The sequence below is a fragment of the Rhodoferax sp. genome (genome assembly GCF_028688795.1).
Lineage (GTDB): Bacteria > Pseudomonadota > Gammaproteobacteria > Burkholderiales > Burkholderiaceae_C > Rhodoferax.
Genome location: NZ_JAQTXM010000013.1, coordinates 63,282 through 74,505 on the forward strand (window position 1 = coordinate 63,282; position 11,224 = coordinate 74,505).

The window sequence follows — 11,224 nt, forward strand, 5'->3', positions numbered from 1 at the left end:
GGGCGCAACCGGGTCGCGTTTGACGCGCCGGCGTGAGCTGCGGGCTGTTCAACAGTTCAACGTCATTTGTTGGCTATGTGTGCCATCGCACGGATGGCTGGCCTCGGGTCGGGCACCATGCTCAACATGGCGTAAGCTGTGTTGGATTGAATACACAGCCCGTGCCTGAATATTTACATGAATATGGGCTGAACCCCTTATTAAATAAGCGCAGATAGCTATATTTTAAATAGCATATGAAAATTCAAGAAGCAATGACAAGGAAACAACCATGCCCATGACCGTCGATATTCTCAAAGCCCGCATTCTGATCGTGGACGACCAGCCGGCCAATGTGCAACTGTTGGAGCAGTTGCTGGGTGATGCCGGCTACACCGATGTCACTGCCACCATGAAACCCGAAGAGGTCTGCGCGCTACACCGCAAAACCCCGTTCGATGTGATCTTGCTTGACCTGCAAATGCCGGTCATGGACGGTTTTCAGGTGATGGAAGGGCTTAAGACCAGCATCGTCGACGACTACCTGCCAGTGATTGTGCTGACCGCCCAGCCCGGCCACAAACTGCGCGCTCTGGCTGCGGGTGCCAAAGACTTCATCAGCAAGCCGTTTGACCTGGTGGAGGTGAAAACCCGTCTGCACAACATGCTTGAAGTGCGACTGCTTTACAAAAAACTTGCCGACTACAACAAGGTGCTGGAGGCCACCGTGGCCGAGCGCACCGCTGAGCTGCGCGAGAGCGAGGCGCGTTACCGCAGCCTGACCGAGCTGGCTTCAGACTGGTACTGGGAGCAGGACGAGGACGGCAATTTCACCAAAGTCTCAGGACCGGTGCTGGAGATGCTGGGCGTGCAGGTGGAGAAGTTGCGCAGCGACGCAGGCCCGACGCTGGCAAGCGGCTGGGACGAGGCCGAGCGCGCCAAATTGCGCGCCACCATTGCCAACCGCGAGCCCTTTCTGGACTACGTGTTTCACCGCGTGGGCCCGGACGGCAGCCAGCAGACCTTTCAGGTCAGCGGTGAGCCCATGTTCAACAGCAACAGCCGCTTTGTGGGCTACCGTGGCATTGGGGTGGAGCTCACTGCAACGCATTAGCGGTCAATAGCAAGGCGTTCAGTGCAGACATACATATGATAAATCGCATGTTTTCCTGTCGGCATCACGTCCAAAATAACCATTAGATCAGGCGAATACACATGGCTTTACCGCAAACCACAAACCCGAGCCCCAAACAAAACCACCTGCTGGCAGCCTTGACTGCTGCGGATTTTGAGCGCCTGGCCCCGCAATTGGAACTGGTGCAACTGGCGCTTGGACAGATGCTGTATGACCCCGGCACACAAATGCGCCACGCTTTCTTTCCCACCACCTCCATCGTGTCCTTGCACTATGTGACCGAAACAGGTGCCTCTGCTGAGACCGCTGGTGTGGGGAATGAAGGTGTGGTGGGCATTGCCCTGTTCATGGGCGGCGACACCACGTCAAGCTCGGCCGTGGTTCAAACTGCAGGCCAGGCCTACCGGCTGGACCGCCATGTTTTGAAAGAGGAATTTGACAAAGGCGGCGCGTTGCAGCGTTTGTTGTTGCGCTACACCCAGGCGCTGATGACGCAAATGGCCCAAACCGCCACTTGCAACCGCCACCATTCAGTAGAGCAGCAACTGTGCCGCTGGCTGTTGCTGACACTTGACCGCCTGCCTGACCGTGAACTGGTCATGACCCAGGAACTGGTAGCCAGCATGCTGGGCGTGCGCCGCGAAAGCGTGACCGATGCCGCCGGCCACCTGCAAAGTATGGGCTACATCCGCTACCGCCGCGGCCATATTGGTGTGCTGGACCGTGCCGGCCTGCAGACCGCCGCTTGCGAGTGTTATGGCGTGGTCAAAAAAGAGCTGGACCGACTGCTGAGCGACGTGAACTAACTGCGGCACGGCAGCGTCACTGCGAGCGTTGCGCTCGCAGCAACAGGTCAATAGCGCCGTGCCACGCCGTTGTCAATTTGCACCCGGTCACCCACGCGAATGTCATCTGCGCTGCTCTGGGTGATGGCCTGATAGGTGCCGTTGTTCAGGCGAATGTTGAGCTTGTAGGCGTTCACTTGCTGGGTGCCCTGGTTCTTTTCCATTTGGTTGCCCACATACGCGCCGCCTGCGGCACCCAACACGGTGGCGGCAGTGTTGCCGCTACCACCGCCTACTTGATGCCCCAGAATGCCGCCGACCAAGGCGCCTGCAATGGTGCCCGCGCCAACGCCAGTGGTGGGCGCTACGTTTTGTTGCACCAACTCAATCGACTGCACCACGCCATACTGGGTGTACACGTTGGTGCTTTGGGGGTAGGTGGTGGCTGCTGGTGTGGCGGTGTTCATGTTGCCGCAGGCACTGAGCGCCAAAACGGCAGAGACGCCGACGGCGAGTTTTAATTGGTTGATGGTTTTCATGGTGTGGTTCCTTTACTTTTTGATGCTCATCTCGTTGCTGACCTTGGTGACGCCTTCGACGCCACGGCTGAGTTCCAGGGCACGGTCAATTTGCTCCTGGTTATTGACAAAGCCGCTCAACTGGACTTCGCCGTTGCGAGTGATCACGGCAATGTCAGCGCTTTTGACGCCTTCATCGGCCATCAGCACGGTTTTGACCCGGGTGGTTGTTAACGTGTCGTCAACCTTGGTGCCAATGGTGGTGGGCGAGCCCTTGAGGCTAACCTTGTTGTCAATGGCCTGCACCCCAGGCACTGCGCGCGCCACTGTCACAGCATGGTCAATTTGGGCTTGGTTGTCAACAAAGCCGCTCAACATCACCTCACCTTTTCGGGTTTCCACCTTGATGTCCAGGCTTTTGATGTCAATGTTGTCCATCAGTGCCGCCTTGACACGGGTGGTGAGCAGGCTGTCGTCAATGGCCGTGCCCACCGTGGCGGCGCTGCCTGGCGGGGTGATAGGGGTCTCTGTCTGGTTGCAGCCCACCAAGTAGAAGCTCATCACACCTGCCAGCGCCAGGGTCAGGTTGTGTTTGCCAAAAGTAGTTGTCATGAGTTGGGTTCTCCGGGTGAAAAGGTCAATCGGTACACGCTGTACTGTGGGCGCCTGCACGGGTTTTCTCTGTGCGTTGGCGAACACTGGTGACGCAATTTGTAGCGGGCCTGTGTGGCCTTGCGCACAGACCAACCGCGTGGCTTGTCCTAGTCTCTGGCCCTTCATGAAAACAAACCTGACTCCGCTCGCACCCAAACCTTTCCCGGCAGCACTGGCGCACGTGGGCCACAGCGCTGCCAGCGTGTATGAGCAGGCGGGCGCCATGCTGGCGTTCATTGGCGAGACGGCACAGGTATTTGCCGGCTGGCTGGCTCACCCAGGGCGCATTCGCTGGCGCGTGGTGCTGTTCAACCTGCGCACCGCTGGCTTTGATGCACTGCCCATCGTGGGTCTGTTGTCATTTCTATTGGGCGTGGTGGTGGCTTACCAGGGGGCCGACCAACTCCGTCAGTATGGCGCCAATATTTTTGTCGCCGACTTGGTGGGGTTGTCGATGCTGCGCGAATTTGCGCCCCTGATCACCGCCATCATCGTGGCCGGGCGGTCGGGCTCGGCCTACGCGGCGCAAATTGGCACCATGTCGGTCACCGAAGAAATTGACGCCATGCGCACCATTGGCATTGAGCCGCACGAGCTGCTGGTGTTGCCCAAGGTTTTTGCGCTGGTGATTGCGCTGCCTTTGCTCACTGTGTTTGCCGATGTGCTGGGCGTGTTGGGCGGCATGGTTATGGCTAAGACGCAGCTGGGGGTGGGCTTTGGTGAATTTACCGACCGCTTTGCCAAGGCGGTCAGCATCACTTCGTATTTGGTGGGCATTGGCAAGGCACCGGTATTTGCCGCCATCATTGCCATGGTGGGCTGCTTTCAGGGCTTTCGCACGCGTGGCGGGGCCGACAGCGTGGGGCGGCAGACCACACGCAGCGTGGTGCAGTCGATTTTTCTGGTGATCGTGGCCGATGCCTTGTTCTCGGTGGCCTTCAGCGTGCTGGACCTCTGACATGGCAAGCCCGCCACCGACCGTGTCTTCCAGCGCAACCGCCACCGACCTGGTGATTGACATCAGCGATCTGTCAACCCGCTTTGGTGACCACGTGGTGCACCGCAACATCAACCTGCAGGTGCGCCGTGCGGAGGTGTTTGCCATCATTGGTGGCAGTGGTTCGGGTAAATCGACCTTGCTGCGCGAGATGATTTTGCTGCAACAGCCCAGTTCGGGCCACATCAAGGTGCTGGGGGTTGACTTGAAAGGCCTGTCGCGTGAAGCCGCCTTGGGCTTGCGTCTGCGCTGGGGCGTGATGTTTCAGCACGGCGGCTTGTTTGGCTCACTCACGGTGCTGGAAAACATTGGCTTGCCGCTGCGCGAACACACCAAATTGAGCGATGCCGAAATTGATGTCATCGCGGCTGCCAAGCTGGCGCTGACCGGACTGAAGCCCGAGGTGGGCGCGCAGTACCCGGCGCAGCTCAGTGGCGGCATGATGAAACGCGCTTCGTTGGCCAGAGCGCTGGCGCTTGACCCTGAGCTGCTGTTTCTGGATGAACCCACCGCCGGGCTGGACCCGCAAAGCGCCGGCGGCGCGGATGAACTGGTGCTGCGCCTGCGCGACCAGGGTGGTCTGACCATTGTGATGATTTCGCACGACCTGGATTTGCTCTGGCAAGTGACCGACCGCGTTGCCGTGCTGGGTGACGGCACGCTGCAGGCGGTGGGCGCCATGGCTGAACTCTCTCAAATGGATAACCCGCTGATCAGGCCATTTTTTGAAGGCGCGCGTGGCCGTGCGGCGCAAACCGCTGCGCAGCATCCTGTGCAACCCAAGGAGTCATCATCGAAACCAAAGTGAACTACACCGCAGTGGGTGCCTTTGTGCTGCTGCTTGGCGCCGCGCTGATCGCCGGCGTGCTGTGGCTGGCCTCGGGCGGCAACTGGCAGAAACAATACGACGTGTACCTGGCCGTGTTGGACGAGTCCGTGGCTGGCCTGAACCTGAACGCACCGGTGAAATACAACGGGGTGAACGTAGGCAAGGTGCAAGACATTGAGCTTGACAGCGCCAACCCGCAGCGGGTGAAGCTGTTGTTTGCCATTGAGCATGGCACGCCCGTCCGGGAGGACACCGTGGCGGTGCTGAAAACACAGGGTTTGACCGGTATTGCCTATGTGGAACTTAGTGGTGGCACGGCAGGCTCGCCGCCGTTGCAAGCGAAGGCCGGCAGCCGCTACCCGCAGATTTTGACCAAGCCATCGCTGTCGGCGCGGTTGGAAAACGTGCTGACCAGCGTGCTGGGCAAGCTTGACAGTACCTCGGACGGCATCAACGCCTTGCTGAGTGCAGAAAACCAGGCAGCGTTCAAGGGCGCGCTGGCCGACATGGCGCTGGTGGCACGCACCGTGGCGGCGCGCAAAGACGACATTGACCGCGGTTTGACCCAGGCCGCCAACACCTTCGAGCGCACCGCCAAAGTCACGGCGCAACTGGAGCCGGTGCTGGCGCGCATTGGGCGCAGTGCCGACGCCATAGAAAAAATGGGCGTGGAAGTGGCGCGCACCAGTGTCAGCACCGGGCGTACCGTGGATGCCATGGGGGCTGACGTGAAACGCTTCAGCGCCGACACCTTGCCCGAACTGGAGCGCCTGATGGGTGAGCTGAGTGCGCTGACCACCTCCTTGCGGCGCCTCAGCGACCAGACCGAACGTGACCCACGTGGCTTGATTTTTGGTCGTCAATCTGTGCCTGCGGGCCCGGGAGAAAAAGGAGTTTCACCATGAATGGTTTGCGGACAAATTCGTCGTCGCAAGGCGGGCTGCGACATGGCGGCCCGTGGCTGCATGGAATACCGCGCTTGGCCCGCCATGGCGGCAAGGCTGCCGGTGCGTCATTGCTTGGCATCATCGCCATGGGCGTGGCAGCGTTGGCGCTGAGTGCATGTAGCGTGCTGGGCCCTACGGCAACTCCAGCCACCGCTTTTTATGCGCTTGACCGCACGCAAGGGGCAACGCCAGCCCAGCCCGGTACCGCAGTTGCTACGCCGGCAACGGTTGGGACGGCTGCGACGGTGACCTTGCTGATCAATCCTCCACATGCGGCTGCAGGCTTTGACAGTTCACGCATCATTTACCTGCGCGAGCCGCACAAACTGGACTACTTTGCACAAAGCCAATGGGTTGACCCACCCGCGCGCATGGTGGGGCCGCTGTTGGTGGCTGCCATTGAGAAAACCGGGGCTTTTCGGGCGGTGGTGTTGCTGCCCGGGGCTGCCGCGGGTGAGGTGCGACTTGACACCGACATTGTTCGCTTGCAACACGAGTTTCAAACCCGTCCGAGCCAGGTGCGTTTTACCTTGCGCGCCACGCTGCTGGAGGAGCGCACCCGTCGGGTGCTCGCCTGGCAAGAGTTTGAAGCGGTGGTGCCCGCCATCTCAGAGGATGCCTATGGCGGCGTGCTGGCTGCCAACCGTGCGGTGCAAACCGTGGTGGACCAGTTGGCGGTATTTGTGGCGGCTAAAGCAGGCGCCGCCACCACTGTGCCAGCCACTCCTTGAGCTTGAACTCAAGGGAGCGTTTGGCCCAGGCCTCTGGCGTGATGTGAATGGAGGCGGCCAGGTCTTTTTCAAACATGGCCTGCATTTGTGCGGCAAAGTCAGGCCCCAGAACCACCGCGTTGACCTCGTCGTTGTCCAGAAAACTTCGCCAATCGAGGTTGGTGGAGCCCACGGTTGACCAGACCCCGTCGACGATGGCAGTCTTTGAGTGCAACAACTCGCCTTGGCGCTCATAAATTTGCACGCCGCCCTGGAGCAGTTCTTGGTAATGGGCGCGCCCGGCATGAAACACCAGCTCAGAGTCTGAGTGGCTGGGCAATATCAGCTTGACCTCGACACCTCGTGCCGCCGCATTGTTCAACGCGGTGAGCAATTGCGGGTCGGGCACAAAGTAAGCATTGGTCAGGCGCACGTGTTTTTCGGCGTTGCCAATGGCTGAGATCAGCGTCAGGTAAATCTGGCTGTAGGGGTCGTCCGGCGTGCTGGCAATGGCACGCACGATGTCTTTGCCTTGGGGCTTGAGCGTGGGGAAGTAGGTTTTGTCAGCCAGCGCCGGGCCATGCTGCTTGCGCCAGGTTTCCAGGAACATTTTCTGGAACTCAGCCACCACCGGGCCTGTAATTTGCAGGTCGGTGTCACGCCAGGCCACGGTGTTGGTGTCTTTTTTGCCGGGTCGCTTGATGACTGAGCCTGATGAATAGACGTTGCTGATGTTGATGCCACCCAGGAACACAACGCGCCCGTCCACGATCAGCAGTTTGCGATGGTCCCGGTTGTTGATCAGCCAGGCGCCTTTGGCTTGCAGTGGGTTGATGGGGTTGAACTCAAGCACCGCAATGCCCGCTTGAGTCAGTTGCTCAAAAAATGCCTTGGGGGTGTTGAAGCCGCCCACGCTGTCGTAAATCAGATTGACCTGCACACCGCGTGCCTGGGCCGCCAGCAGTTCAGTGGCAAATTTGTGTCCGGTGGCATCGTCTTCAATGATGTACGACTCCAGGTTGATGTGGTCTTTGGCCTGGGCAATGGCAGCAAACATGGCAGCGTAGGTGGCGGCACCGTCTTGCAACAAGGTCACGTGGTTGCCGAGTGTGAGCGGGCTGTCACTGATGGCTTGCTCCAGCGCCAGTTGTTTGTCCAGAATGTCAATGTCGCCCGATTTGCGTTTGAGCGCGGTCACGATGGCAGCGCTTTTTTTCATGGACACTGGGCCGCTCGCATTCTCAAACCGGGCCGCTTGCGCGCTGTGCCTCGCAATCAAGGCATCGGCATCGGGCAGGGTTGCGCAGCCGGCCAGCCCCAGTGCAAAAAACAGGGATAAAGCCGCTAAACCAAGTGCATTGAGTTTCATTTTTTGCCTTGCAACCATTGCGCACAATCACTGTCCTGGCCGGGGCCGGCATCTATCAGGGGCAGCAGCGCCAGTAGCGGGTTGACCACACCCAGGGCGATGGCACCCAATGCGCGTGCTGCCATGCGGCCCTGATCCACCTGAACGATCGGTTTGGCAAAATTGCCGCTGATGTAAATCGGGCTGCGCAAGGCCAGCGGGCTGGTGTTTTTGGTTTTTTGGGTCAAGGTTATATCCAGCTTTTCTTGCGCCAGGTCGATGCTGCCACTGCCCAGCAGCGTGGTCACTTGGGTGTCGAGCAGCAGTGTGTCGACCGCCATGTTGCCGGCCTTGACATCAAAATTGGCCACGGCGCAGCGCAGTTTGACCTGCTTGTCGCCGGCGACAGTGAGCCGGAGGATTTCCCAAAGGTGCAGGCCGGCTTTTTCCATCATCAGCTGGCTGATTTCCCCACCAGAGACCAACAAGGCGACGCTGCCATTGGCATGGGCCAGCATGCTGCCGACAGAATTGCCGTTGCCAGCCAGGGTCATGTTGCCGCCAATCTGGCTGACACTGGCTTGGCCTTTTTGCTCGTCCGGCAACAGCTTGGCCAGCGAGAGCCGCTTGATTTGCACCTGGGCCTTGGCTTGAATCGGGTCATGGCGCCCATCGAGCGTGATGGCGGCATTGAGTTGGCCACCCGCCACGTCAAATTTCAATGGGTCAAGCGTCATCACCGAATCTTTGAGCATCAGGTGGGTGGTGAGTGCCTCCAGTGGCATGTAGCTGGCCTGGCGCAGCGACTTGGCGCTGAAATTCACGTCGGCATCCACCGTGTCCCAGTTTTCGAATTTGAAGGGCAAGTCTGGAATCACGCGCTTGGATTTCGGTGTGATGGCCCCGGCTGCGCCTGTGAGCGCCACGGCTTGCTTGGCCGCGTTGACACTGCCAGGGCGCGCGCCAATGACCGGGCCCAGGTCTTCCAGGGTGAGCTTGGTAGAGACCAGATCACCGGTCAACAAGGGTCGTTTGCCACCGGTCTTGACCTGCCACCAGCCGGCCAGATCGCTGGTGCCCACGCGGGCGGAGAAGTCGCTGTAGCGCAGCATGTTGCCCTTGCGCACCAGATGCCCTTGGGCCACATAGTCGCGCGTGGCGGGCAGGGCGATGCCGGTCAGGGGGAGCAGCTGGTTCAGGTTGTCGCCACTGAGGGTCAGTTGCATGTCGATTGCGCTGAATTTGACCAGACTGGTGATGTGACCCTCGGCCTGAATGCGGGTTTGGCCCACGGTGGCATCCACTTTCAGGCCATAGGGCGTGCCCTCATCGCGCAGGGCCAGCACCGTGTCCCCGGTGCCTTTGGCCACCAGCGGTAAGCCTTTGAATTTGCCTTTGACGCTGAAGTTCACCCCGGCCGCGCCGTTGCTCTCCGTTGGCGCTGCGGGCGTGGAAAGCTCGGCCTGAATGCTGGTTTTGCCCTTGGCGTCGTCGTAAGCAATGACGCCTTGGTCAAGTGTCAGGCGGTCAATCAGGATGCTGGCGCCTTCGTCTTGCTGGTTCAGGTCAAGCAGCCAGGTCTTGCGGCCATCTGGGCCAAGTTCCAGGGACACCAGTGGGCGCACCAAGTGCAGGTCTGTCATCACCAGGTTTTGCAGCAACAGTTGTGGCAAATGGACAGAAAACGCCACCAGGTCGGCGTTCAGCATTTGGGGCTGTGCTGCCCAGGAGGGGTTGGCAAACGTGACGCCGTTGGCCTCAATGCGTGGCCAGGGCCAGCCCAGCGCCACGTGCAGGTCGCCCTTGATTTGCAGGACGCGCCCGGTTTGCGCCAGCACTTTTTTTTCAAGCGGCGCGCGCAGCCAGTTCCAGCCAGCCATGGCAATGAATAAAACAGCCAGGATGACCAATGCCAGCAACACGCTGGCCGCCCATTTGAGCGTTCGTAAAATCATGGTTGATGTCTTCAAAAAAATAGAGTTGATGGTGTTTGGTGCAGGCGCATGCATCGTGCAGGCTAAGGCATCGGCGCGTTGGCTTCAGTACGCCAACGCACTGACACCGAAGCGCCAAACCTTGAACATGGCGTTTTAACCTACTTTGGGGATATTTATGAAACCAACGCGTATTGTTCGGAATTTGGCGCTTGCGCTGGCATTGGCCGCCGGCAGCACGGCCTTTGCACAGGTCAGCATCAATATTGTGCTGGCGCCGCCTGCGCCTTTGTTTGAGGAAGCGCCACACCTGCGGCCAGGCTATGTGTGGGCCCCAGGTTATTGGGCCTGGAACAACGACCGTCATGTGTGGGTGCGCGGGCGTTCCATGCTGCAGCGCCCGGGCTACGTCTGGCAGCCTGACCGCTGGGAACAGCGCAACGGTACCTTTTACCGTCAGGCAGGGCGCTGGGAACACGGCGCGCCGGTGCCACCCGTCAAGGCACAAAAGCCGCAAAAGCCAAAGAAACCCAAGCATGACAACGGTAACCGCCATGATGACAAAAAGGGTCATGGTCGTCATTGATGGCACCTCTTCACGTTAGGCGCACGTGAAGAAGCCCCGTGATCCGATAGGCGAATCCGGGGCGACAACCTTTAAAGCCAGGGCCAGGCGCAGCGTGAGCTGCTGTTGTGTGTGTTGCTATTCCTTGGGAAACCACGCATCCGTGGCTTTGCGTTCCCATTCGGCAATTTGCTTTTCGGCTTCTTCCTTCGCCACGCCATAACGTTCTTGGATTTTGCCGGCGAGCTGGTCGCGGCGGCCAGCGACAACATCAAAGTCGTCATCGGTCAGCTTGCCCCATTGCTCTTTGGCTTGGCCGGTGACTTGTTTCCAGTTGCCTTGAATTCGATCCCAGTTCATAAAATTTCCTTTACCTTACGTTGATCACTGACCGCGTTGAGCCTGAATCAGGCTCAAGGACGAACGGCAATCTCGTTCTTGACAGATTTCACGTTTTTGACACCGCGGGCAATGTTTTCAGCCTCGCTCTTTTCAGTGGTGCTCTTGGCAAAGCCAGACAGCATCACGGTGCCGTTCAGGGTTTCAACGCTGATGGAAGACGCGCTAACCAGCTTGCTTTCAGCCATGCGGGCTTTGACCAAGGTGGTGATGCCTGCATCGTCGACATAAGCGCCGACAGTTTCCTGGCCACGGCTCACCGCGCAACCGGCAGTGGTGAGGAGGGCTGCGGCCATCATGGCGGCGACGAGTGTGGTTTTAATTTGCATAAGAAACTCCAAAGGATATGGATGGTGAAAGCCCCACCACCGATGGGCGATTCGCTGAGCTTTTCCCAGTCGATGAGCGAACTGTAAAAGTTGCG

14 protein-coding genes are annotated in these 11,224 nt (G+C 59.3%); 8 read left to right on the plus strand and 6 right to left on the minus strand.

Annotation, left to right across the window (positions count from 1 at the left end; all coding sequences use genetic code 11):
- Window positions 1–271 precede the first annotated feature (271 nt).
- Both PHQ58_RS11375 and PHQ58_RS11380 read left to right on the plus strand, forming a co-directional pair.
- A complete protein-coding gene (locus tag PHQ58_RS11375) occupies window positions 272–1,093 on the plus strand; it encodes a response regulator (RefSeq protein WP_300111115.1) in 822 nt (273 codons plus the stop codon).
- 101 nt (window positions 1,094–1,194) lie between these two features.
- A complete protein-coding gene (locus tag PHQ58_RS11380) occupies window positions 1,195–1,920 on the plus strand; it encodes a Crp/Fnr family transcriptional regulator (protein WP_300111116.1) in 726 nt (241 codons plus the stop codon).
- A gap of 47 nt (window positions 1,921–1,967) precedes the next feature.
- On the opposite strand, the gene PHQ58_RS11385 is transcribed toward PHQ58_RS11380, so the two are convergent.
- A complete protein-coding gene (locus PHQ58_RS11385) occupies window positions 1,968–2,438 on the minus strand; it encodes a glycine zipper 2TM domain-containing protein (protein ID WP_300111117.1) in 471 nt (156 codons plus the stop codon).
- 12 nt (window positions 2,439–2,450) lie between these two features.
- Window positions 2,451–3,029, minus strand: coding sequence for a BON domain-containing protein (locus PHQ58_RS11390; protein WP_300111118.1), 579 nt, complete (start codon window positions 3,027–3,029; stop codon window positions 2,451–2,453).
- Between the two features lie 166 nt (window positions 3,030–3,195).
- On the opposite strand from PHQ58_RS11390, the gene PHQ58_RS11395 reads away from it, so the two are divergent.
- From PHQ58_RS11395 to PHQ58_RS11410, 4 genes are read left to right on the plus strand one after another with little or no spacing between them, the layout of a single operon-like run.
- On the plus strand, window positions 3,196–4,029 hold the full coding sequence (locus PHQ58_RS11395) for an ABC transporter permease (RefSeq protein ID WP_300111119.1): 834 nt from the start codon (window positions 3,196–3,198) through the stop codon (window positions 4,027–4,029).
- Between the two features lies 1 nt (window position 4,030).
- Window positions 4,031–4,876 carry an ABC transporter ATP-binding protein gene (locus PHQ58_RS11400; RefSeq protein WP_300111120.1) on the plus strand — a complete coding sequence of 282 codons (846 nt, stop codon included), beginning with the start codon at window positions 4,031–4,033 and terminating at the stop codon, window positions 4,874–4,876.
- Window positions 4,873–5,802 (plus strand): MlaD family protein, encoded by a 930-nt coding sequence (locus PHQ58_RS11405; protein WP_300111121.1) that lies wholly within the window; start codon window positions 4,873–4,875, stop codon window positions 5,800–5,802. Before PHQ58_RS11400 ends, PHQ58_RS11405 begins: the two co-directional genes overlap by 4 nt.
- The gene (locus PHQ58_RS11410) at window positions 5,799–6,575 is read left to right on the plus strand and encodes an ABC-type transport auxiliary lipoprotein family protein (RefSeq protein WP_300111122.1); all 777 of its coding nucleotides are present in this window, start codon (window positions 5,799–5,801) and stop codon (window positions 6,573–6,575) included. Before PHQ58_RS11405 ends, PHQ58_RS11410 begins: the two co-directional genes overlap by 4 nt.
- On the opposite strand, the gene cls is transcribed toward PHQ58_RS11410, so the two are convergent.
- Both cls and PHQ58_RS11420 read right to left on the minus strand, forming a co-directional pair.
- Window positions 6,535–7,923, minus strand: coding sequence for a cardiolipin synthase (gene cls, locus PHQ58_RS11415; protein ID WP_300111123.1), 1,389 nt, complete (start codon window positions 7,921–7,923; stop codon window positions 6,535–6,537). The genes PHQ58_RS11410 and cls overlap by 41 nt on opposite strands.
- Entirely contained in the window at window positions 7,920–9,857 is a 1,938-nt protein-coding gene (locus tag PHQ58_RS11420) for an AsmA family protein (RefSeq protein ID WP_300111124.1), read from the minus strand. Before PHQ58_RS11420 ends, cls begins: the two co-directional genes overlap by 4 nt.
- Here PHQ58_RS11420 and PHQ58_RS11425 point away from each other — a divergent pair.
- Both PHQ58_RS11425 and PHQ58_RS11430 read left to right on the plus strand, forming a co-directional pair.
- Window positions 9,856–9,996, plus strand: a complete 141-nt coding sequence (locus tag PHQ58_RS11425; RefSeq protein ID WP_300111125.1) for a hypothetical protein — start codon at window positions 9,856–9,858, stop codon at window positions 9,994–9,996. The two genes, PHQ58_RS11420 and PHQ58_RS11425, sit on opposite strands and share 2 nt — an antisense overlap.
- 18 nt (window positions 9,997–10,014) lie before the next feature.
- Complete coding sequence (locus PHQ58_RS11430; RefSeq protein WP_300111126.1) at window positions 10,015–10,422, plus strand: YXWGXW repeat-containing protein; 408 nt, start codon at window positions 10,015–10,017, stop codon at window positions 10,420–10,422.
- Between the two features lie 117 nt (window positions 10,423–10,539).
- Here PHQ58_RS11430 and PHQ58_RS11435 read toward each other — a convergent pair whose 3' ends face one another.
- Both PHQ58_RS11435 and PHQ58_RS11440 read right to left on the minus strand, forming a co-directional pair.
- Window positions 10,540–10,761 (minus strand): CsbD family protein, encoded by a 222-nt coding sequence (locus PHQ58_RS11435; RefSeq protein WP_300111127.1) that lies wholly within the window; start codon window positions 10,759–10,761, stop codon window positions 10,540–10,542.
- 53 nt (window positions 10,762–10,814) lie between these two features.
- Complete coding sequence (locus PHQ58_RS11440; RefSeq protein WP_300111128.1) at window positions 10,815–11,129, minus strand: BON domain-containing protein; 315 nt, start codon at window positions 11,127–11,129, stop codon at window positions 10,815–10,817.
- Window positions 11,130–11,224: the final 95 nt, after the last annotated feature.